Origin of the sequence: Catellatospora sichuanensis (assembly GCF_007483665.1) — a bacterium.
In the GTDB taxonomy this organism is placed as follows: domain Bacteria; phylum Actinomycetota; class Actinomycetes; order Mycobacteriales; family Micromonosporaceae; genus Catellatospora; species Catellatospora sichuanensis.
Genome location: NZ_VIQO01000026.1, coordinates 86125 through 106893 on the forward strand (window position 1 = coordinate 86125; position 20769 = coordinate 106893).

Genomic DNA, 20769 nt, shown 5'->3' on the forward strand with positions numbered 1-20769 from the left:
ATCGAGAAGGTAATCATCGCGGGAAGAGTACAACGCCGCGCGAGCCTTGTCAGGTCCCCCTGGCCACCGGGCCGGGATCACCGGGCGGGGCGGCGGAAGATGTCGTTGAGTTCTTGCTGGCTGACCTGGTCGTCGGCGTACGAGAACGTGCCCTGCTCGGCGAGTTCCCGGGCGGCGCGCAGCAGCTGCCGGTAGACGCTGCGGGCGATGCTGCCGCCGACGGTGACCCGCCGCACGCCCAGCTCGCGCAGGTCGTCCAGCGACAGTGCGTTGCCGCTCAGTCCCATGACGACGTTGAGCGGGCCGTCCAGTTCCCGCACGAGCGTGCCGACGGTCGCGGCGTCGGCGGCGCCGGGCACGAACGCGCAGTCGGCCCCGGCCGCCAGGTAGGCGTTGGCCCGCCGGATGCTCTCGTCGAGGGAACCGCCGACCAGGAGCACGTCGGTACGCCCGACCAGGGTGAACGGCACGCCGCCGGCGTCGGCTGCCGTACGGGCGGCGCGGATGCGGTCGGCGGCGAGCGCGAGGTCGTACAGCGGCTCGGCCCGGTCGCCGGTGAAGTCCTCGATGTTGCCGCCGCAGGCCCCGGTCGCCAGCACGGCCGAGATCGTGGCCGCCACGTCTGCGGGCGCTTCGCCGTAGCCGTCTTCGAGGTCCGCGCTCACCGGCACGGCCACCGCCGCGGCGATCTCGCGGACCCGGTGCAGCATCGTGTCGCGGTCGACCCGGTCGTCCGGCGACTGTTCCTCGCGGTAGTCGTGGTCCGGGTGGCCGAGGGAGAACGCGATGCCCGCGCTCGTCGTCGCGATCGCGGGGAACCCAGCGTGCGCCAGGATCCGCGCGCTGCCCGCGTCCCAGGCATTGGGCAGCAGGAAGCAGCCGGCCCGGTGCAGTTCGGCGAAGCGTTGTGCGCGCTGCCGGATCTCGCCGTTCATGCGGGGAACCTCCTGTGGTGGGCGACCGTCGTGACCGTACAAGCCGCTGGCATAAGGCGGAACCCGTGACACGGCACTGGCCCCATAAGCAAAAGCTATGTTCGGTGCATGGAGAACCTTCAGCGGCTGCGGGTGCTGCGCGCAGTGGCGCGGCACGGCTCGTTCACCGCCGCCGGGGCGGCGCTGACCATGTCGCAGCCCGCCGTCTCGCAGCACATCGCGGTGCTGGAGCGCGAGCTGTGTACGCAGCTCGTCGAACGCACCACGGTCGGCGCACGCCTGACGGCGCAGGGCGAGGTCGTGCTTCGGCACGCACTGCGCATCCTGTCGTCCTGTGACGACGCCCGGCGGGAACTCGACCAGTTGCGCGGCGGGGAACCCACGACGGTGCGGGTCGCCGCGTACCCCACCGCTTGCGGGCACCTGCTGCCGCGCGCCGCCGCGGCCTGGCGACGGCGGTATCCGGCGGTCGGCTTCACGTTCACCGAATGCGACGCCGACGAGGCGTTGGAGCTGGCCCGGCACGGCAAGGCCGACATCGCGCTCACCTACGACTACGCCGCCCACCCGATCGACCTGCGGCACCTGCGCGTCCAGCCGCTGGCCGACGACCCGCTGCTGCTCGTGCTGCCGCCGAGCCACCCTCTCGGCGCGGAACCCGTCGTGGACGTCGCCGCGCTGGCCGAACAGGAGTGGATCAGCGGCACCGCGTTCGCCTGCGCCGAGTCGCTGCGGGCCATCTGCGGGGTCGCCGGGTTCACCCCACTGGTCGCCCTGGACTCCAGCCGCTACCCGACCACGCTCGCGATGGTCGCCGCCGGGCACGGCATCGCCCTGGTCCCGGCATCCGCGCTGAGCAACCCGCCGGCCGGTGTCGTGGTCAGGCCGCTGCGCCCGGCGCCCCCGCCGCGCCGGATCTGGGCGGTCACCCCGGCCGAGCCCGCCGCACCGACCGCACACATGCTGGACTGCCTGGTCGCGACCGCGGCCGGGGCATGACCTGCCGACCGTCCGGGATGGATACGGAAGGAGCCTCAGGCCGAGGTCGTATCCCGCTGAACTCTGCTCGCATCGGCCCGATCCTCCTCGTGGAACCCCCGGAATGCCGTGGTCAGCGCGCTCGGGTCGAGGTGCAGCACCTCAAGGATAAGGCGGTGCTGCTCCTCGGCCCGCAGGCGCTCGGCGTCACCGGTCTCACCGCGCAGGACGGCGGCAAGGCGTTCCCGATCCACTGCGCCGACTCCGAACGGTGCGAAGACCTGCGGATCCGCGCCCGACGGCCCGGTCGGGTGCGCAGCGTCCGCGGGGTACTCGACCTCGCCGATCCGGAACATGGCCCTGCCGTCGTCGTCGATGAACCAGTCGACGAGCATCGCCTCGTCGGAGACGTACCGGTGGACGGCGCGGCCGTCCTGGTAGACGGTCATGATGACCGCGTCGGAGTCGATGACCTCGTTCGTGAGCACAGGTGTGCCGAGCGCGGCGCTCAGCCGCTTCGCGGGGGCGGCCACGTCTGCGACGTCCAAGTCGCCTTCTCTCGGCAGCAGCGCCACCCGCCCGGGTCCCGCAGGCAGCAGCCACCCGTCCGTCGCGGCCATGGCGACGACCTTTTCCAACGGCGCCATCTCTCCGATCAGGAGCAGATTCTGGTAGCTGGTGCCCACGTCCGACCTCCGTCCGGCTGCGCCACAGGACGGTGCGAAGCGTAGTCGATCTCGACGATCCGCAGGCCACCCCGACAGGCCGGCTGACTTGCGACGCGCCTCAGCCGCCCGAAGAGAGTCGGTCCCTTCAGGCGGCTGCGCTCCCGGGGTCGGTCAGGCGGCGGGCTGAGGTTCGGCGTCCGCCGGATACCAGCGGAGCTCGACGGTGTTGTGGTCGGGGTCCTGAACGTACAGCGAGGTGGCGGTGCCTCGGGCGCCGAAGCGGCTGACCGGTCCTTCCAGCACGGTGAACACGCCGGAGGCGATGACGGCGTGCCAGTCGAGGGGGTCGACGACCAGGCAGATGTGATCGACGTTCGACTCGCCGCGAGGCCGCCGGACCATGTCGATGATGGTGTCGGCGGTGACCCGCACCGAGGGGAAGCCGACCCGGCCGGCGCGCCATTCGTCGACCCGGACCGGTGCGAGGCCCAGCAGCCCGCAGTAGAACTCCAGTGACCGCTCGACGTCGGTGACGTTGAGGACCAGGTGGTCGAAGGCCTTGACCCGCAGCGTCATCAGTTCGCCTCCAGGGCGCGGGCCTGGCGCAGCCAGTCGGCGAACAGCGTCGCGTCGATGTCGGCGGTGGACCGCAGTTTCACCGAGGCCATCTGCCGGGCGCCCGGCTGCAGGAGGCCGGACGGGTCGGTGATCTCCTGCCCGCGCCACAGACCGAAGGTGACGTACGAGCCGTACGCCTTGAGCAGGCAGATCGGTCGGCGTCCGGGGACGTCGCCGAGGCCCCACACGGGGTGGCCGTGCCACATCGCGCTGCCGGCGTCGGGCAGCGCGGCGTCGATGACCGGCCGCGCCTGCTCGCCGATCTCCCGCAGCGCGGCGTCGAGCCCGGTCAGGTAGTCGGTGATGTTGGTCGTCATGGTTGCTTCCTCGTCCGGCGGCGGTGGGGCGGGGGCGGGCCGTCTGCCGTGCTCCCCGGTCTGTCCGGTGACCCGGTGACGCCCTTTACGATTCGCCATCCGGCGGGTCCGACCAAGCCGTGATCGGGCTACGATCGTTTACTCGGATTCAACGAACCGGAGGCAGCATGCTGGAGCGGCACGAACTGGAGACGTTCCTGACGCTGGTCGAGGAGCTGCATTTCGGCCGTACGGCGGAGCGTCTGCACGTGACCACCGGCCGCATCAGCCACGTGATCAAGAAACTGGAGCGGCGCGTCGGTGCACCGCTGTTCGAGCGCACCAGCCGGGTCGTGCGGCTCACGCCCATCGGCCGGCAGCTCGCCGACGACCTGGCCCCGCTGGTCGCGCAGATGGACGAGGCGCTGCGCCGGGCCGTCGACGCCGGGCGCGGTGTGGCGGGGCGGCTGCGGGTGGCGTTCCTCGGCGAGTACCTGGCGCCGGTGCTGCTCAAGGCGGTCAACCTGTTCACCGCCCGGCATCCCGAGTGCGAGGTCGACGTGCACGAGGTGCAGCTGTACAACTCGCGGGCCAGCCTGCTGGACGGCTCGATCGACATCCTCGTCGCGGCGTACCCGTTCGACGGGATGGCGCGCGGCCCGGCGCTGATGGTGGAGCGGCGGGTGCTGGCCGTGTCGGCGGCGCATCCGCTGGCCGGGCGGGAGTCGGTGCCGCTGGAGGTGCTCGGCGACCACCCGGTGATCCAGTACCCGGCGGTGACGTCGGCGGAGTTCAAGCGCGACCGCACACCCGAGCACACGCCGTCGGGCCGGCCGGTGCCGAAGGGACCGTCGGGCAAGACGTTCTCCGAGATGCTGTCGCTGGTCGCGCTGGGCCGCGGGGTGCTGCCGGTGGGCGAGCAGACGCGGCAGTACCACCCGCGGCCGGACATCGCCTACGTGCCGATCTCCGACGCGCCGCCGATCGAGCGCGGGCCGGTCTGGCTGGAGTCCAACACCACCGCGCGGGTACGCGAGTTCGTCCGTGCCGCGACGGACGCCAACACCCCGGTGGCGATCGCGCAGGGCTGAGCGCAGTTTCAGCGACCGGCCGCCGGGGCTCCGTCCAATCTGGCACATCGAAGGCCTTGACCTGCCCCGGCATAGACCTCCTTAATCTTCCCTAAGGGAAACGCTGTTCCACTAAGGGAAACCGGAGGCACCATGTCGATCCGCAGAGCCGCCCTCGCCCTAGCCCTCGCCGCCACCTTGCTCGCCGCACCGGCCCCCGCGTCCGCCGCCCCCGGCGTCGTCGAGGTCAGCAACACCGTCGACATCCGCTGCGCCTTCTACACCATGAAGGCCGACGTCGACTGGTACTTCCCGACCGGCACCCCGCGCGGCCTGGTCTACCTGCAGCACGGCTTCTCCCGCAGCAACGGCAACCTGCAGGATTTGGCCGAGCACTACGCCACCGCGGGCTTCGTGGTCTTCGCGCCCACGCTGCCCTCGGCCAACCTCTACGGCTGCACGGTCAACAACATCGGCAACAACACCGCGTTCCTCGACAACGTCGCCGACCTGCTCGGCAAGGCCACCGACAGCAGCGACAAGCTGGGCCGCAGCTTCGCCGACGCCCGCACCAGGGCCGGCCGCGCCGGGCTGGCGCTGCCGACCGGCTACGTGCTGTCCGGCCACTCCGCGGGCGCCGAGGTCGCCTCCTACGTCGCCAACAAGCTGCGCACCTCGTACGCCGCCCAGTTCGCCAAGGTGAAGGCGCTGGTGCTGCTCGACCCGGTGAAGTCACCGGTCGGGCAGAGCATGGCCAACGCGTTCCACGGGCTGAAGACCACCAGCCTGCCGATGTACGCCGTCTCGTCGCCGCCGTACCTGGCCAACAGCAACGCCAGCGGCACCGTCGAACTGACCAACGACGTACCGCGGCCGTTCCTGGGCGTGCGGCTGACCACCGGCTGCCACTGCGACGCCGAGGGCGCCAGCACCGACGGCCTGTGCACACTGACCTCCGGCACACCGCAGGCGCAGAACGTCGCCGCGCTGCAGACCCTGGCCGTCGCCTGGGCCGTCGACGGCGTCGCAGGCACCACGACCGCCACCCACCACCCCGGCGGCGCCTACTACGACGGTCTGCTCGCCGGGGGCGTCGTCCAGACCCTCAGCGGCGTCTGACCCACCCTGCACACGAGACGCCCGTGCCGGGTCCCGCCCGGCACGGGACGTTCGCGGTCAGCCGCCGGACGGCTCCCAGCCGTCCTTCATCTCGTCGTGGATCTGCTGCGTGAGCGCGGTCATCGCGGTCCTGGCGCGCTCGCCGTCGCGGCGCTGGATCGCCTGCGCGACGTCGGCATGCAGCGTGAGCGCCCGTTGGTCGGGGTGATGCGGCATGAGGTGGTAGTGGTGGCGGCCGGTCAACGACTCGGCCACCAGCTCGCGCAGCCCGGCGAACATCTCGTTGCCGGAGTGCAGCAGCACCCGCCGGTGGAACTCGATGTCGGCGCTCAGGAAGCCGGGCTCGTCACCGGACTCGGCCGCCGCCCACAGCTTCGCGGCGAGCGCGACCAGCTCGGCCGCGTCGGCCGCGGACGCCCGCCGGGCCGCGAGCAGGGCCGCCTGCGGCTCCACCGCGGCCCGCAGCTCGGTCAGCGAGCGCAGCTGGACCAGCCGCTCGTCCGACGCCAACCGCCACCGGATCACCTGCGGGTCGAAGACGTTCCAGTCGGCGGGCGGCCGGATCCGGGTGCCGACCCGGCGGCGCGCCTCGACCAGGCCCATCGAGGCCAGCACCCGCAGCACCTCACGGACCACCGAACGCGACACGGCACACCGTTCGACCAGCTCGTCGACGTAGAGCACGGTGCCGGGCGCGAACCCGCCGCCGCAGATCGCGACGCCGAGCTCGTCGAGGACACGGGCATGCAGCCGGGAGGCGGCACCGGTCGGCGGGGCGGGCGGGTGCGTGTCCATCCCATACAACATATCAGTTTCCGGGTTGGCCTTGATTACGTCTGATTTATGGGCCTAGCATTTCGGGCGAACCCTCCGGTGCACCGTCCAGAAAGGGCACCTTGTGAAAATCGTCGCCGCGGAAGTCATCGTCACCAGCCCCAACCGCAACTTCGTCACGCTGAAGATCACGACGGAGGACGGCATCACCGGCCTGGGCGACGGCACGCTCAACGGCCGCGAGCTGTCCGTCGCCTCCTACCTGCAGGACCATGTCGTGCCGCTGCTCCTCGGCCGCGACGCACACCGCATCGAGGACACCTGGCAGTACCTGTACCGGTCGGCGTACTGGCGGCGCGGGCCGGTCACCATGGCGGCCATCGCCGCCGTCGACGTGGCCCTGTGGGACATCAAGGCCAAGGCCGCCGGTATGCCGCTCTACCAGCTGCTCGGCGGCGCCTCCCGCAACGGGATCATGGCGTACGGGCACGCCTCCGGCCGGGACCTGCCCGAACTGTTCGACTCCGTACGCAAGCACCTCGCCCTGGGCTTCCGGTCCATCCGCATCCAGACCTCCGTACCCGGCATCGACGCGGTCTACGGCGTCGCCGCCCAGACCGAGGGCGAGCGCTACGACTACGAACCCGCACAGCGCACCCCGCTGCCGGTCGAGGAGGACTGGGACACCCGCGCCTACCTGCGCCACCTGCCCGGCGTCTTCGAGGCCGTACGCAACGAGTTCGGGCCCGAGCTGCCGCTGCTGCACGACGGCCACCACCGGATGACCCCGATCCAGGCCGCCCGGCTCGGCAAGGACCTGGAGCCCTACGACCTGTTCTGGCTGGAGGACTGCACCCCGGCCGAGAACCAGGAGGCGCTGCGGCTGGTGCGGCAGCACACCACCACGCCGCTGGCCATCGGCGAGGTCTTCAACACCGTCTGGGACTACCAGACCCTCATCCGCGAGCAGCTCATCGACTACGTGCGCAGCGCCGTCACGCACACCGGCGGCATCACCGCCATGCGCAAGCTGCTCGACTTCGCCGCGCAGTACCAGATCAAGTCCGGCATCCACGGGCCGACCGACATCTCCCCCGTCGGCATGGCCGCCGCGCTGCACCTGGACCTGGCCATCCACAACTTCGGCATCCAGGAGTACATGCAGCACGGCCCGCTGACCGACGAGGTGTTCCGGCAGTCGTTCACCTTCACCGACGGCTACCTGCACCCCGGCGAACAGCCCGGACTCGGTGTCGAACTCGACGAGCAGGCTGCCGCGCGATTCCCGTACGTGGCCGCGTACCTGCCCGTGAACCGGCTGAAGGACGGCACCGTCCATGACTGGTGACCTGCCCGCGCCGCACGCGGCCTGGCTGCCGCCGGAGGCGTTCCGGGCCGTCGGCTCCCGCCGGGTGCTGGTCATGAGCGACGGAGTGCTCGCCGAGACCGCCGCCCAGGAGATCGCGCAGGCCGTCGCCCACCACGGCGGCAGTCTGCACCGTGCGGCCGACGGCGTGCCGTTCGACCTGGTGTTGGCGCTGACGGGCACGGACGGCCTGCCGGATCCGGCGGCGATGGTGCTGGCCGAACTGGACCGGCGGGCCGGGCAGGGCACGCTCGGCGCGGAGGGCTTCGCGCTGGGGCGGCGCGACGGCGTCACCGTGGTCCTGGCGGACGCGCCCGCGGGGCTGCTCCACGGGCTGTTCCACGTGGTCCGGCTCGGCGAGGCGGCGTTCGGTGCGACGCTGCCGATCGAGGTCCAGCACCCGGTGACGGCGCGCCGGATGCTGAACCACTGGGACAACATCGACACCCATCCGGTGATGGGGCAGGTCGAACGCGGCTACGCCGGCGGTTCGATCTTCTGGCGGGACGGCGGGCTCACCCGCGACCTGGACCGGGTCCGCGCCTACGCCCGGCTGCTGGCCTCGATCGGCGTCAACGCGGTCACCGTCAACAACGTCAACGTGCACGCCACCGAGGCGCACCTGCTCACCGACCGGCTCGGCGACGTCGCGGCGCTCGCCGACGTGCTGCGCCCGTACGGCGTCCGAACCCACCTGTCGGTGAACTTCAACTCCCCCGCCGCGCTCGGCGGCCTGCCCACCGCGGATCCGCTGGACTCCGGCGTGCGGGCCTGGTGGGCGGAGACGACCCGGCAGGTGTACGCGGCGATCCCCGACTTCGGCGGATACGTGGTGAAGGCCGACTCGGAGGGCCAGCCCGGCCCGTTCGGCTACGGGCGCACCCACGCCGACGGCGCGAACACCCTCGCCGCCGCGCTGGAGCCGTTCGGCGGCGTCGTCCACTGGCGCGCGTTCGTGTACGACCACCGGCAGGACTGGCGCGACCGCGCCACCGACCGGGCCCGCGCGGCGTACGACCACTTCGCCCCGCTCGACGGGCAGTTCGCCGACAACGTGATCCTGCAGGTCAAGTACGGCCCGATCGACTTCCAGACCCGCGAGCCGGTGTCGCCGGTGATCGCCGCGATGCCCGGCACCCGGCTCGCGGTGGAGTTGCAGGTGACCCAGGAGTACACCGGCCAGCAGCGGCACGTGTGCTACCTCGGCCCGCTGTGGCGCGAGGTGCTGGCGTTCGAGCCTTGGGGCGGCGGGCGGACCGTGGCGGCGGTGGCCGCCGGGCGGCACGCCGACAACAGCGTGACCGGGTTCGAGGGCGGGCTGGTCGCCGTGTCCAACGTGGGCGACGACCCGTTCTGGACCGGGCATCCCCTCGCCCAGGCCAACCTGTACGCGTTCGGCCGGCTCGCCTGGAACCCCCACCTGGACCCGGCCGCGGTCCTCGACGAGTGGATCGACCTCACCTTCACCCCGGCGGCGACCGCCGACCCCGAGCTGCTGCGGCAGACCCTGCACGAGGTCATGGACGACTCGTGGCAGACCTACGAGTCCTACACCGCGCCGCTGGGCGTCGGGTTCATGGTCCGGCCCGGCAGCCACTACGGCCCCGACGTCGACGGCTACGAGTACACGCCGTGGGGCACGTACCACTTCGCCGACCGCGACGGCATCGGCGTCGACCGCACCCGCGCCACCGGCACCGGCTTCACCGGCCAGTACCCGAAGCCGTGGTCGCAGGTGTACGAGTCGGCCGTCTCATGCCCCGACGAGCTGCTGCTGTTCTTCCATCACGTCCCCTACACGCACGTGCTGCACAGCGGCACGACGGTGATCCAGCACATCTACGACACCCACTTCGCGGGCGCGGAACGGGTCGTCGCGATGCGCTCGCAGTGGGCGCGGCTCGGCGGCCTGGTCGCCCCGGACGTGGACGCCCGGGTGCGCGAACGCCTCGACGAGCAGGTCCGCTGCGCGCAGGAGTGGCGCGACCAGGTCAACACGTACTTCTTGCGCAAGTCCGGGATCCCGGACGCGGCGGGCCGGCGGATCCACTGACGCGGCGTCACACGGATGCGGAGTCCCACACCGCACCCGCGTGACACCGCGAGAGCGGCGACCCGCGCCCACGGGCCGCCTTTTCGGCCGGACCGTCGTCAGGCCGTCTCGCGCAGCACCACGACACCGAGCGGGTCGAGGGCGAGCGGCTGCCCGGCCTCGACCCGCTCCCCCGTCAGCAGGTCGACCCCGTCGGCGCAGGCGGTCACCGTGACCTTGTCGGCCCGGTGGTTGAGCACGAACCGCAGGCGGGTCCCGTCGGGGGCGATCCGCACCGCCGTCTCCAGGTCGGCGACGTCGGCATACGGGCCGAGCAGGTCGTGCCGGGCCAGCACCTGCCGCATCACCCAGGAGACGCCGTCCTGTTCCAGACCGGCGGCGACATACCAGCCGTGCCCGGTCCCGAACGTGTTCCTCGTGACGGCGGGCGTGCCCGCGTAGAAGTCGGCCCGGTAGGTGCCGACCACGGCCGCGCCCTGCGGGATGACCAGCTCGAACAGCAGCCGCGACGCGACTTCGAGGCGGTCGTCGCCGGACTCCAGCAGCACCGGGTTGACCACGTCGGGCTCGCGGGCGTCCCACTCGTCGACCCGTACGCCCATCAGCGGTCCGAGCGGGCCGGGCACGTCGGTCAGGAACGCGTTGTCGTCCTCGTCGACCCGCCCGGACAGGAACGTCGTCACCACCGAACCGCCGCGCGCCGCGACGGCCTCCAGCCGCCGTACCAGGTCGCCCTTGACCATGTGCAGCGCGGGCGCGACGACCACGTCGTAGCGGCACAGGTCGGCGGTCACCGGCACCACGTCCAGGTCGGCCCCGGCGTCCCACAGCGCCCGGTGGTAGGCCAGCACGACCTGCTGGTAGCGGACCAGCCGGGACGGGCCGTCGGAGATCTCCAGCGCCCACCAGCTGTCCCAGTCGAACAGCAGCGCGACCCGCGCCGGGGTCCGCGCGCCCAGGCTCGCGCCGCCGAGCCGGTCCAGCTCCGCGCCGAGCTGCGCGACCTCGCCGAACACCCGGGTGTCGGCGCGGCCGGCGTGGCCGATGACCGCGCCGTGGTACTTCTCGCTCGCGCCCCGCGAGGCCCGCAGCTGGAAGTACAGCACCGCGTCCGCGCCGTGCGCGACCGCCTGCCAGCTCCACAGGCGGTTGATCCCGGGCCGTTTGAGCGGGTTCACGTCGCGGCATGCGGTGACGCTCGGAGTCTGCTCCATCAGCCAGAACGGCTGCCCGCCCTTGAGGCCGCGCATCAGGTCGTGGGTCAGCGCCATCCGGGCCGCCGACCGGTCGTCGGGCGGGTAGTTGTCCCAGGACGCGAAGTCCAGGTGCGCCGCCCAGCGGTGGTAGTCGATCGGCCGGTACATGCCCATGAAGTTCGTGGTGACCGGGACGTCGGGGCTGGACTCGCGGATGGCCGCCTTCTCGTCGATGAAGTTGGCCAGCATCGCGTCGGACATGAAGCGCAGATAGTCCAGGGTGATGCCCTGGAAGGCGGTGTGGTCGGGGCCGCGCCAGTGCTCGGTCAGCGCCGACGGGGCCTCGATCTCGTCCCAGTCGGTGAACGTGTGCGACCAGAACGTGGTGCACCAAGCGTGGTTGAGCCGGTCCAGGGTGCGGTACTTCGCACGCAGCCAGTCCCGGAAGCCCGCCGCGCACAGGTCGCAGTAGCAGGCCCCGCCGTACTCGTTGCCCACGTGCCAGGCGACCACCGCGGGCTCGTCGGCGTAGCGGGCGGCGATGCGGCGGGCCAGTTCGGCCGACAGCCGCCGGAACACCGGCGAACTGGGGCACGAGTTGTGGCGCTGCCCGAACCGGTGCCGTCGGCCCTCGAAGTCGGTCCGCGTCACCTCCGGGTGGGCGCGGGCCAGCCAGGCCGGATGCGCGCCGGTGCCGGTCGCCAGGCAGACCGCGCGGCCCTCGGCGGCGGCCCGTTCGACGATGGCGTCGAGGGTGGTGAAGTCGTACACGTCCGGCGCGGGCTGGGTCAGCGCCCAGGTGAACACGCCGACGGTGACGGTGTCGATGTGGGCGGCGTCGAACAGCCGGTAGTCCTGCGTCCACACCTCCTGCGGCCACTGTTCGGGGTTGTAGTCGCCGCCGTAGGGGATCTTCGTGGTGGCGGGCAGCGTCATGCGGTGTACTCCCTGGAGATCTGGTGGATCATCGGGCGGCAGTTGCGCAGCAGCACCAGCACCAGCACCGAGCCGAACAGGACGAGCACCGCCTCGGACAGCAGCACGGTGAGCCCGGCCGCCGCGACGAGCACGCTGAGGTTGCCGACGGTGACGGCGGGGCGGCACACGAGGAAGTACGACGCGAGCCGGGCGGCGTCGCGGACCCGGAAGTCGAACAGTGCCGTGATCACCAGCAGGTTCGTGCCCCACAGGGCCGCCGCGACGGCGAGCACGACCAGCAGCGCCGCCCACCACCGGGGCACGCCGGCGGCGTCGAGGTGGGCGAGGTTCACCGCGACGACGGTCAGCCACAGCAGCCACGGCGCCCACACCCGCAGCACCGGCCCGGCGTTGACCCGGTAGCCGCGCCGGAACGCCGCGGCGGGTGTCAGGTCGGCGAGGTCGCCGCGGTGGTGGTGCAGCGCGTACAGGGCGGCGGCCACCGCCGGGCCCAGCGGCAGCGCGCAGGCCGCGAACAGCGGGATGTTGCTGGCGTCGCGCGCCAGCAGCACCAGCGGCACCAGGCCGGGCAGCGTGCTCGCCACGAGCAGCAGCTCCACCACGAGCAGGCTGTAGACCAGCGCCGCAGCCCGCGACAGCACCCCCTGCCCGAACCGGCCCGCAGCGAGGTCAGCCATCACTTCTCCCCGAAGGCTGCGGGGCCGGGCGGCTCAGGCCGAGCAGCCGGTTGTCGTCCCACCACGGCGGGGTCTCATCGACGACCGGGGTCAGCTCGACCAGGGTCACCTCGTGCCTGGCCAGGACGAGGTCCAGCTCGACGCAGCCGCCGACGCGGGGCAGGTTGCGGTGGGTGCGGGCCGGTTCGGCGGCCTCGTACAGGTCGGCGAGCTCGCGGGGCCGGGGCGAGGCCGGTCGGCCCATCTCGCACCAGGCCGCCCAGGCGTTGCCGGCCTCCTCGCTGACCGAGGAGCGGTTCATGTACACCGACGGCGTGCCCGGCGCGCCGACCGGCACGGACAGGCGCACCGTGTGCCCGTCGACCGCGGGACCGCCGGTGACGTCGACCGGCGCCCAGGCCAGCACGGTGACCCGTCCCGTGTCGTCGCGGGTCACCAGGTGGTCGCTGCCCCGGGTGAGGACCTGCTCGCCCATCCGGGCCATGAACGCGTACAGGTGGTAGGTGGGTTTGCGCAGCTGCCGGTGGGTGAGCAGCCCGAAGCCGCCGTGGAACAGCGACGTCGGCACCCCGGTCTCTTCGAACATGTCGCTGAACGTCCAGTACGAGAACGAGTCGACCAGGTCGCCGCCGCTGGCCAGCACCGGCGCGAGGTACGCGGCGTGCAGGGCCGTGTCGTGCACCGGGTTGTCGGGCCGGTAGGAGGAGTTGAACTCGGTGATGTGCACCGGCAGCCCGGCCAGCTGTGTCGCCGCCAGCAGCTCCCGCGGGCTGGCGAACTGCTCCAGCAGCCGCTCGGCCGGAGCGAGGGTCTGGTGCACCCCGAACGGCACGTGCTGGGCGGGCCCGGAGGTGTAGGCGTGTTTGCTGACGAAGTCGACGGGCACCCCGCGCTCGGCCGTGAACTCGGCGAACGGGATCAGCCAGTCGTCCGCGCCGGGCGAGATCGCCGGGCCGCCGACCTGCAGCGACGCGTCGACCTCCTTGACCGCGTGCGCGCTGACCTCGTACAGGCGGTGGTAGGCGTCGCGGTCGGCGCCGGCCCAGAACTCCTTGAGGTTGGGCTCGTTCCACACCTCGATCGGCCAGGTGCGCACCTGTTCGATGCCGTACCGGTCGACCAGGTGGGCCACGGTCGCCTTGACCAGGTCGGCCCACTGGCTCCAGGAGCGGGGCGGGGTGACGTTGCCGCCCCACCAGAACACCGTCTGCTCGCCGGAGGCCAGGGCCGCGGGCATGAAGCCCAGCTCGACGAACGGCCGGATGCCGAGGTCGAGGTAGGCGTCGACGACCTGGTCCACGTAGGTGAAGTTGTGCCGCACCCGGCCCGCGCCCTGGTACTCGTACGGCCGGTACACGCCGACGCCGTCGGACAGCAGGCCGTGCCCGCGGATGTGCCGGAAGCCGATGTCGCGCTGGATCATCGCCAGCGAGTCCTGGTAGTCGCGCCGCAGGGCGAGCTCGAAGCGGCCGGTGCCGACGCAGAAACGCCAGGCGTCGCTGAGCCGGCCGGAGGCGGTCTCGGGTACGTGGATGCGCATGGCGGTTCCTCTGCGTCGGGGCACGAGCGAACGGCCCGGCCGCGCGAGGGCGCGGCCGGGCCGGCGGGGTCAGCCCCGCTGCTTGGCGAAGCGGTCGTAGGCCTTGTTGACGAGCTCGATGTAGGCGTCCATGTTCTTGGCCTTCAGCTCGGCGACGTAGGCGTCCCACTCGGACAGGTCACGCTGACCGAGGATGAACTTCAGCGTCATCTGGGACACGTGGTCCTTCAGCGGCGTCTCCCACAGGGTGGCCTGCTCGGCCTCGGCGTCCTCGTACGGGTGCGGCGGCGGCACGGGCAGGATCTTCCTGGTGTCCATCGCCTTCTGGTACTCCAGCTCCTCGGCGGAGAACGTCGACTGGAGCAGCTGGGTGGTGCCGCCGTAGGCGAACACGCCGTTGCCGAAGCCGAAGTCCTTCTGCAGGTGCTTGGTGGCGGTGGGGTTGAGCTTGACGTAGTCGACGTCGGCCGCGAGCGTGAACTTGCCCGAGGCGTCCTTGTTGTAGGTGGTGCCGGGCACGCCCCACTTGGCGAACTCCTGGCCCGCGTCGGAGTAGTACAGCCAGTCGACGAACTGCATCATCGCGACGAAGTTCTTGCTGTCACGGGCCTTCTTCGAGATCATGACGCCGTTCTCGAGGCGGCTGCCGGCCTTGACCTCACCGGCGGGGCCGGTCGGCTGCGGGATCTTGACCAGCTTCGCGTTCGGCAGGGTCGCGGCCATCGTGGTCCGGTACTTGTTGACCAGCTCCTGGGCATTGGCGCTGATCACGAACGACTTGCCGGTGGCGAGCTTCTGGATGGCGGTGTCGTCGTCCTGGGTGAAGCTCTCCGGGTCGAGCAGGCCTTCCTTCACCAGCTTGTTCAGGTAGGTGACCATCTGCTTGTAGCCGTCGGTGGCACCGGTGAAGACGAACTTCTTGGCGTTGGCGTCCCAGTAGTCGTTGCGGTAGCCCCAGCCGCCGTTGGTGCTGAACGCCCCGGCCATGTAGTTGAACAGCGCACCGCCGGGGGTGGGCTTGCTCCACCGGTCCGACATCGGGTACTGGTTCGGGTACGCCGCCTTCATCGCCTTGAGCATGGTGTACACCTCGTCCCAGGTCTTGGGTGCGGTGAGGTTCAGCTGGGCGAGGATGTCGGTGCGCACCCCGAGCGAGTAGTCCGTCCACACGTTCTCGTGTATGCCCGGCAGCAGGTAGAACTTGCCGTCGAGCTGGCGCAGCTGGTCGATGTCAGGCTGCAGGTTCCACTTGGCGATCTTGTCCTTGAAGTTCGGCATCAGATCGATGTAGTCGCTGACCGGCAGGATCGAGCCCGAGGCCACGAACGGGGTCTCCTGGCCGGGGTAGGTCTTGGGGATGATGAGCGGGGCGTCGCCCGCGCCGATGAGCAGGCTGCGCTTCTGCTCGTAGTCCGACAGCGGCACCGCGGTCGGCTGCAGCGTGACGCCGGTGCGCTTGGTCAGCTCGGACCAGAACAGCCACTCGTTCTTGATCGGGTAGTTCGGGTGGTTGTTGTACAGGATCGAGAAGTTCAGCGCCTCGGTGGCCTTGAACTGCGCATTCACGCCGTAGTCGGTCATCGCGCCGACGCGGTTGCCGGACAGGTCCTCGGAGGTGGGTTCCTCGCCGGTGCACGCCGACAGGGATACGGCCAGCAGCGCCGCGGCGAACGCCGCGACGCGTCTGCGAGAGCGGATTGCCATATGTTTGCGCCTTTCAGGATGAGGAGTGGGAGGTGCGGCTTGCGAAAAGCGCCGGTTCATCCCTTGACCGCCCCGAGCATCACGCCGGACACGAAATACCTCTGGACGAAGGGGTAGACCAGCAGGATCGGCACGACGGTGAGCACGATCGTCACGGCCTGGATGTTGGCCGCCGTTTGCAGATCGGCGTCGGCTGCGCCGACGGAGCCCGCACCCGTCGCCCCGGCGATGAGATTGCGCAGGTAGACGGTGACCGGGAAGAGTTCGGACTGGTCCATGTAGAGGAAGGCCGAGAACCACGAGTTCCAGAAGGCCACCGCGTAGAACAGCACCATCGTCGCGATCATGGCCTTGGACAGCGGCAGCACGATGCGCCACAGGATGCGGTAGGTGTCCAGGCCGTCGACGGCGGCGGCCTCCTCCAGCTCGACCGGCATGCTCTCGAAGAACGCCTTCATGACCAGCAGGTTGAACACGCTGATCGCGTTCGGCAGCGCGATCGCCCACACCGAGTTCTTCAGGCCCAGGCTGGTGACCAGGATGTAGTTCGGGATCAGGCCGCCGGAGAAGAACATGGTGAACACGGCGATGCCGACCAGCGCCGACCGGCCGCGCAGCTGCTTCTTGGACAGCACGTACGCGTAGCAGGTGGTCAGGACGATCGCGACGGCGGTCGCGACGACCGTGTAGAACACGGTGTTGCGGTAGTTGGCCCAGAACATGTCGTCGGCCATGACCAGCTTGTACGTGCTCAGGTTGAACCCGCGCGGCACCAGGTTGACCTGCCCGGCCCGGATGTAGGCCTCCTGGCTGAACGAACGCGCCACCACGTTGACGAACGGGTACAGCGTCACGATCACCACGACGGTCAGCACGACCGCGTTGACGGCCTGGAACACCCGGTAACCCCGGGTGACCTTCAATCCGCGCCTGCGCCGCAGGGCCGGGCGCGGCGGGGCCGGGGCCGAGATCGGGGGCTGCTCGACGGTCACCACAGGCTCGTCCCTACTGCGCGGCGGGCGATGAGATTGGCCGACAGCACCAGCGTCAGGCCGATGACGGCCTCGAACAGGCCGATCGCGGCGGCGTAGCTGAAGCTGTTGGACAGCACGCCCATCCGGAACAGGTACGTGGAGACCACGTCGCCGGTGGGATACGTCAGCGGGTTGTACAACAGCAGGATCTTCTCGAACCCGACCGCCATGAACGTGCCGATGTTGAGGATCAGCAGGGTCACCATGGTCGGCCGGATGCCGGGCAGGGTGACGTGCCAGGTCTGGCGCCACCGGCCGGCCCCGTCGATGCGGGCCGCCTCGTACAGGTCGGAGTCGACGGTGGTCAGCGCGGCCAGGTAGAGGATCGTGCCCCAGCCGACGGTCTGCCACGCCTCCGAGGAGACGTAGATGGTGCGGAACCACTCCGGCTGCTGCAGGAACGAGATCGGCTCGCCGCCGAACGCCCGCACCACCTGGTTGACCGTGCCGTCGACGCTCAGCAGCTGCATCACCATCGCCGCGATGATCACGACCGACAGGAAGTGCGGCAGATAGGACACCGACTGCACGAAGCGCTTGAGCCGGCGGCTGCTCAGCTCGTTGAACAGCAGCGCCAGCACGATCGGCAGCGGGAAGCAGACCACCAGCGTCAGCACGCCCAGCACCAGGGTGTTGGTGAACACGTTCCAGAACGTCGAGTCGTTGAGGAACATCTCCACGTAGCGCAGCCCGACCCAGTACTCCCCGAGCGGGTTGCCGCCAGGCTGGAACTTACGGAACGCGATGACGTTGCCGATCATCGGCAGGTAGCGGAAGACCGCGAAGAACAGCAGCGGCAGCAGTGCCAGCGAGTACAGCTGCCAGTCCCGGCGCAGCGCCCGCCGCCAGCTCAGCCGCCGGGCGCGGACGGGCGGCGCGGGGTCGGGCGTAGCCCGCGTCGCCTCCGGTGTGGACCGCGGCGGGTCCAGCGTCCCGGGCACGCTCATCGGAGGACCTCCCCTGTTCAAGCCGAAGCGCATTCCGTACGACCACGCCCGGTCCGTTACGGACAGCGAGAGCCGACCTCCGCGTTTCACCGAAAGTTTCGGAAATATTGCGTTACCTGTGCCGGGCAACTTAAGCGTCCCGCCGGAGCGTGTCAAGGGTCGTTGAACTGCTGACGCAAACGATTGCAGTGCGTGACCGTCCGGGGAGGACCATCGATGTCCTCGATCCCGCGTAACATCACGCTCGCCGAGAATGCCGATCGTGGTGTTAGAGTTCGTTCCGAAACTTCCGAGGCAGCTGGCGAGGCAAAGATGACGAAGTCCCGTCCGAGCGCCGGATCCGGCGCGGTGACGATCGCGGCCATCGCCGACGAGGTCGGCGTCTCCACCGCCACCGTCTCGAAAGTCCTCAACGGCCGCCTCGACGTCTCCGCCGTGACCCGCGCCCGCGTCGAAGCCAGCCTCGAACGCAACCGCTACCGCCGCCGCTCCCGGCGGCTGCCCACCGGAGCGGGCCAGATCGACCTCGTCTTCCACGAATACGACTCCACCTGGGCGATGGAGATCATCCGCGGCATCGAGACGGTCACCGCCCCCGCCAGGATCGACGTCGTGCTGTCCCAGCTCGACGGCCGCCACCGGCCGCCACAGGAATGGCTCGACGGGGTGCTCGCCCGCAGACCCCGCGGCGTCCTGTTCGTCCAGTGCCACCTCACCGAACCCCAACGGCAGCAACTGCACCGCCGCGCGATCCCGTTCGTCGTCATCGACACCGACAGCGCCACCTCCGCCTCCGTGCCCACCGTCGGCGCCAACAACTGGAGCGGCGGCCTGCTCGCCACCCGCCACCTGCTGGAACTCGGCCACCGCCGGATCGCGGTCATCTCCGGCCCGACCGACGTGCTGTGCAGCCGCGCCCGCACCGCCGGATTCCGGGCCGCGCACGAGGAGGCCGGCCTCCCCGTCGACCCCGACCTCGTCCGGCACGGCACCTTCTACGTCGCCACCGGCCACGAGCACGCCATGGACCTGCTCACCCGGCCCGACCGGCCCACCGCCATCTTCGCCGGGTCGGACATGCAGGCCATGGGCGTGCTGCGCGCCGCCCGCCAACTCGGCCTGCACGTGCCCGACGACCTGTCCGTCATCGGCTACGACAACCTGCCGGTCGCCGCCTGGACCGACCCCGCCCTGACCACCATCCACCAGCCGCTGCGCGACATGGCCGGGGCCGCCGCCCAGATGCTGCTCGACCTCGCCAACAAGATCGACCTCGCGACCAGCCGGATCGACCTGGTGACCGAACTCGTCGTCCGCGAGACCACCGCACCACCCCCGCACCTGCGCCCTACCCCGCACACCCGGTGAGGACCCATGCCCCTGTTCGACCTACCGCTCGACCAGCTCCGGCACCACACGCCCGACGTCGCCGAACCCGCCGACTTCGACGAGTTCTGGTCCGCGACCCTCAAGGAGACCGCCGCCCACCCGGTGCTCGGCGACGTCCGGCCGGTGCGCACCGGCCTGCCCCTGCTCGACACCTGGGACGTCACCTTCACCGGCTTCGGCGGCGACCCCGTCCGCGCCTGGTACACCCGCCCCGCCGGAGACGACACCCCACTGCCCGCGATCGTCGAATACGTCGGCTACGGCCGCGGCCGCGGACTGCCCCACGAACGGCTGACCTGGCCCGTCGCCGGCTACGCGCACCTGCTCATGGACGCCCGCGGGCAGGGCGGCCAGTACGGCAGCGGCGGTGACACCCCCGACCCGCACGGCACCGCGCTCGGCGGGCCGTGGCCGTCCACCCGCGGCATCCTCGACCCGCACGACTACTACTACCGGCGGCTCATCACCGACGCCGTCCGAGCCGTCGAAGCCGCCCGCGCCCTGCCCGGCGTCGACGCCGACCGGATCGTCGCCACCGGCAACAGCCAGGGCGGCGGCCTGGCCCTCGCGGTCGCCGGACTCGTACCCGACCTCGCCGCGCTGATCACCACCGCACCGCTGCTGTGCCACCTCCAGCGCGCCATCGAGATCACCGACGCCCCGCCGTACGGCGAGATCGTCAACTTCCTGGCCGTGCACCGCGAGGCCGAGGACGCCGTCCGGCGCACCCTGTCCTACGTCGACGGCGTCGCCTTCGCCCGCCGCGCCGTCGCCCCCGCGCACTTCGGCACCGGCCTGCGCGACAACGTCTGCCCACCCAGCGGCGTATTCGCCGCCCACAACCACTACGGCGCCGCCAACGGCCGCCCGCAACGCCCCACCCGCGAGATCCACGCCTACCCGTTCAACCACCACGAGGGCGGCGAGGCCTACCAGGTACAGCGGCAGCTCGCCTGGTTGTCCTCGGTCCTGCACGCCGACCGGGACTCCGCCACCCCCTGAGCCGACCGGGCCGGGTGCGACATACCGCCTCCCGGCCCGAACCGGATGATGTGGCCATGCCTGCCTCCACTGAGACGCGCTGCCGACGCTGCGGACGCGCCCTGGCCGCACACCGCGACCCCGCCGGCCTTTTCGAAGGAATGCACTGGGTGTGCTTCCACTACGAGTTCGAACACGATCCGACCGACCCGGACGACGACTGCGGGATCGCCGGATGCCCCTCCGCCCCTGCCGTGCGACACAAGGAGCGGCTGGCCGCCACGGTGCGCGAACTGCTCGCCGACTGGTCGGCCGGCGAACCACCCGCGAACTGGGAGAACCACACCGTGCCGGACTACCTGGCGGCGCTCGCGGCCTGGCTGGACGACAGCGACGGCTACTACGCCGGGCGCGGCCGGGCGGTTCCGGCTGACGGGTGGCAGGTCGCGGCGGAGGCGCTCCGAGCCGCCACCGTATACGAGTAG

The 20769-nt window shown here is 71.0% G+C and carries 19 protein-coding genes; 8 read left to right on the forward strand and 11 right to left on the reverse strand.

Annotated features, from left to right (window positions below):
- Positions 1 to 77 precede the first annotated feature (77 nt).
- Complete coding sequence (locus FLL47_RS32170; protein ID WP_144126234.1) at positions 78 to 935, reverse strand: isocitrate lyase/PEP mutase family protein; 858 nt, start codon at positions 933 to 935, stop codon at positions 78 to 80.
- A gap of 108 nt (positions 936 to 1043) precedes the next feature.
- Between FLL47_RS32170 and FLL47_RS32175 the strand changes: the two genes are divergently transcribed.
- Positions 1044 to 1934, forward strand: a complete 891-nt coding sequence (locus FLL47_RS32175) for a LysR family transcriptional regulator (protein ID WP_144126237.1) — start codon at positions 1044 to 1046, stop codon at positions 1932 to 1934.
- A gap of 35 nt (positions 1935 to 1969) precedes the next feature.
- Here the strand turns inward: FLL47_RS32175 and FLL47_RS32180 are convergent, their stop codons facing one another.
- From FLL47_RS32180 to FLL47_RS32190, 3 genes are all read right to left on the reverse strand, one after another.
- Positions 1970 to 2599: a hypothetical protein gene (locus FLL47_RS32180; protein WP_144126240.1), complete on the reverse strand. Its 630-nt coding sequence runs from the start codon at positions 2597 to 2599 to the stop codon at positions 1970 to 1972.
- A gap of 153 nt (positions 2600 to 2752) precedes the next feature.
- Complete coding sequence (locus FLL47_RS32185; RefSeq protein WP_144126243.1) at positions 2753 to 3157, reverse strand: VOC family protein; 405 nt, start codon at positions 3155 to 3157, stop codon at positions 2753 to 2755.
- Complete coding sequence (locus FLL47_RS32190; RefSeq protein ID WP_144126246.1) at positions 3157 to 3516, reverse strand: DUF1801 domain-containing protein; 360 nt, start codon at positions 3514 to 3516, stop codon at positions 3157 to 3159. The genes FLL47_RS32185 and FLL47_RS32190 overlap by 1 nt, the downstream gene beginning before the upstream one ends.
- 167 nt (positions 3517 to 3683) lie before the next feature.
- Between FLL47_RS32190 and FLL47_RS32195 the strand changes: the two genes are divergently transcribed.
- Both FLL47_RS32195 and FLL47_RS32200 read left to right on the forward strand, forming a co-directional pair.
- Positions 3684 to 4586, forward strand: coding sequence for a LysR family transcriptional regulator (locus tag FLL47_RS32195; protein WP_144126249.1), 903 nt, complete (start codon positions 3684 to 3686; stop codon positions 4584 to 4586).
- 132 nt (positions 4587 to 4718) lie between these two features.
- Positions 4719 to 5684 (forward strand): alpha/beta hydrolase, encoded by a 966-nt coding sequence (locus FLL47_RS32200; protein ID WP_144126252.1) that lies wholly within the window; start codon positions 4719 to 4721, stop codon positions 5682 to 5684.
- Between the two features lie 57 nt (positions 5685 to 5741).
- Here FLL47_RS32200 and FLL47_RS32205 read toward each other — a convergent pair whose 3' ends face one another.
- Entirely contained in the window at positions 5742 to 6479 is a 738-nt protein-coding gene (locus FLL47_RS32205; protein ID WP_144126255.1) for a FadR/GntR family transcriptional regulator, read from the reverse strand.
- A gap of 103 nt (positions 6480 to 6582) precedes the next feature.
- On the opposite strand from FLL47_RS32205, the gene manD reads away from it, so the two are divergent.
- On the forward strand, positions 6583 to 7806 hold the full coding sequence (manD, locus tag FLL47_RS32210; RefSeq protein ID WP_144126258.1) for a D-mannonate dehydratase ManD: 1224 nt from the start codon (positions 6583 to 6585) through the stop codon (positions 7804 to 7806).
- The gene (locus FLL47_RS32215) at positions 7796 to 9877 is read left to right on the forward strand and encodes an alpha-glucuronidase (RefSeq protein WP_144126260.1); all 2082 of its coding nucleotides are present in this window, start codon (positions 7796 to 7798) and stop codon (positions 9875 to 9877) included. Before manD ends, FLL47_RS32215 begins: the two co-directional genes overlap by 11 nt.
- A 98-nt stretch (positions 9878 to 9975) precedes the next feature.
- On the opposite strand, the gene FLL47_RS32220 is transcribed toward FLL47_RS32215, so the two are convergent.
- The 6 genes from FLL47_RS32220 to FLL47_RS32245 form a co-directional block, all read right to left on the reverse strand.
- On the reverse strand, positions 9976 to 12009 hold the full coding sequence (locus FLL47_RS32220) for a beta-galactosidase (protein ID WP_144126262.1): 2034 nt from the start codon (positions 12007 to 12009) through the stop codon (positions 9976 to 9978).
- Positions 12006 to 12689, reverse strand: coding sequence for a hypothetical protein (locus FLL47_RS32225; protein WP_144126264.1), 684 nt, complete (start codon positions 12687 to 12689; stop codon positions 12006 to 12008). Before FLL47_RS32225 ends, FLL47_RS32220 begins: the two co-directional genes overlap by 4 nt.
- The gene (locus FLL47_RS32230; RefSeq protein WP_144126266.1) at positions 12682 to 14229 is read right to left on the reverse strand and encodes a GH39 family glycosyl hydrolase; all 1548 of its coding nucleotides are present in this window, start codon (positions 14227 to 14229) and stop codon (positions 12682 to 12684) included. The genes FLL47_RS32225 and FLL47_RS32230 overlap by 8 nt, the downstream gene beginning before the upstream one ends.
- Positions 14230 to 14298: 69 nt before the next feature.
- Positions 14299 to 15933 (reverse strand): ABC transporter substrate-binding protein, encoded by a 1635-nt coding sequence (locus FLL47_RS32235; RefSeq protein ID WP_144126268.1) that lies wholly within the window; start codon positions 15931 to 15933, stop codon positions 14299 to 14301.
- Between the two features lie 56 nt (positions 15934 to 15989).
- On the reverse strand, positions 15990 to 16925 hold the full coding sequence (locus FLL47_RS32240; RefSeq protein WP_246158932.1) for a carbohydrate ABC transporter permease: 936 nt from the start codon (positions 16923 to 16925) through the stop codon (positions 15990 to 15992).
- Positions 16922 to 17914, reverse strand: a complete 993-nt coding sequence (locus tag FLL47_RS32245) for an ABC transporter permease (protein ID WP_144126272.1) — start codon at positions 17912 to 17914, stop codon at positions 16922 to 16924. Before FLL47_RS32245 ends, FLL47_RS32240 begins: the two co-directional genes overlap by 4 nt.
- A 312-nt stretch (positions 17915 to 18226) precedes the next feature.
- On the opposite strand from FLL47_RS32245, the gene FLL47_RS32250 reads away from it, so the two are divergent.
- The 3 genes from FLL47_RS32250 to FLL47_RS32260 are packed head-to-tail and all read left to right on the forward strand — an operon-like array spanning position 18227 to position 20769.
- Positions 18227 to 19282, forward strand: a complete 1056-nt coding sequence (locus tag FLL47_RS32250; RefSeq protein ID WP_144126274.1) for a LacI family DNA-binding transcriptional regulator — start codon at positions 18227 to 18229, stop codon at positions 19280 to 19282.
- Between the two features lie 6 nt (positions 19283 to 19288).
- The gene (locus FLL47_RS32255) at positions 19289 to 20305 is read left to right on the forward strand and encodes an acetylxylan esterase (protein WP_144126276.1); all 1017 of its coding nucleotides are present in this window, start codon (positions 19289 to 19291) and stop codon (positions 20303 to 20305) included.
- Positions 20306 to 20361: 56 nt separating this feature from the next.
- On the forward strand, positions 20362 to 20769 hold the full coding sequence (locus FLL47_RS32260) for a DUF7660 family protein (RefSeq protein ID WP_144126278.1): 408 nt from the start codon (positions 20362 to 20364) through the stop codon (positions 20767 to 20769).

Bases quoted from the DNA above. Each gene is read 5' to 3' on its own strand.
- FLL47_RS32215 (WP_144126260.1), top strand. From the start codon at position 7,796: ATGACTGGTGACCTGCCCGCGCCGCACGCGGCCTGGCTGCCGCCGGAG.
- FLL47_RS32260 (WP_144126278.1), top strand. From the start codon at position 20,362: ATGCCTGCCTCCACTGAGACGCGCTGCCGACGCTGCGGACGCGCCCTG.
- FLL47_RS32190 (WP_144126246.1), bottom strand. From the start codon at position 3,516: ATGACGACCAACATCACCGACTACCTGACCGGGCTCGACGCCGCGCTG.
- FLL47_RS32175 (WP_144126237.1), top strand. From the start codon at position 1,044: ATGGAGAACCTTCAGCGGCTGCGGGTGCTGCGCGCAGTGGCGCGGCAC.
- FLL47_RS32245 (WP_144126272.1), bottom strand. From the start codon at position 17,914: ATGAGCGTGCCCGGGACGCTGGACCCGCCGCGGTCCACACCGGAGGCG.
- FLL47_RS32185 (WP_144126243.1), bottom strand. From the start codon at position 3,157: ATGACGCTGCGGGTCAAGGCCTTCGACCACCTGGTCCTCAACGTCACC.
- FLL47_RS32220 (WP_144126262.1), bottom strand. From the start codon at position 12,009: ATGACGCTGCCCGCCACCACGAAGATCCCCTACGGCGGCGACTACAAC.
- FLL47_RS32195 (WP_144126249.1), top strand. From the start codon at position 3,684: ATGCTGGAGCGGCACGAACTGGAGACGTTCCTGACGCTGGTCGAGGAG.
- FLL47_RS32255 (WP_144126276.1), top strand. From the start codon at position 19,289: ATGCCCCTGTTCGACCTACCGCTCGACCAGCTCCGGCACCACACGCCC.
- FLL47_RS32170 (WP_144126234.1), bottom strand. From the start codon at position 935: ATGAACGGCGAGATCCGGCAGCGCGCACAACGCTTCGCCGAACTGCAC.
- FLL47_RS32250 (WP_144126274.1), top strand. From the start codon at position 18,227: ATGACGAAGTCCCGTCCGAGCGCCGGATCCGGCGCGGTGACGATCGCG.
- FLL47_RS32235 (WP_144126268.1), bottom strand. From the start codon at position 15,933: ATGGCAATCCGCTCTCGCAGACGCGTCGCGGCGTTCGCCGCGGCGCTG.
- FLL47_RS32205 (WP_144126255.1), bottom strand. From the start codon at position 6,479: ATGGACACGCACCCGCCCGCCCCGCCGACCGGTGCCGCCTCCCGGCTG.
- FLL47_RS32225 (WP_144126264.1), bottom strand. From the start codon at position 12,689: ATGGCTGACCTCGCTGCGGGCCGGTTCGGGCAGGGGGTGCTGTCGCGG.
- FLL47_RS32230 (WP_144126266.1), bottom strand. From the start codon at position 14,229: ATGCGCATCCACGTACCCGAGACCGCCTCCGGCCGGCTCAGCGACGCC.
- FLL47_RS32200 (WP_144126252.1), top strand. From the start codon at position 4,719: ATGTCGATCCGCAGAGCCGCCCTCGCCCTAGCCCTCGCCGCCACCTTG.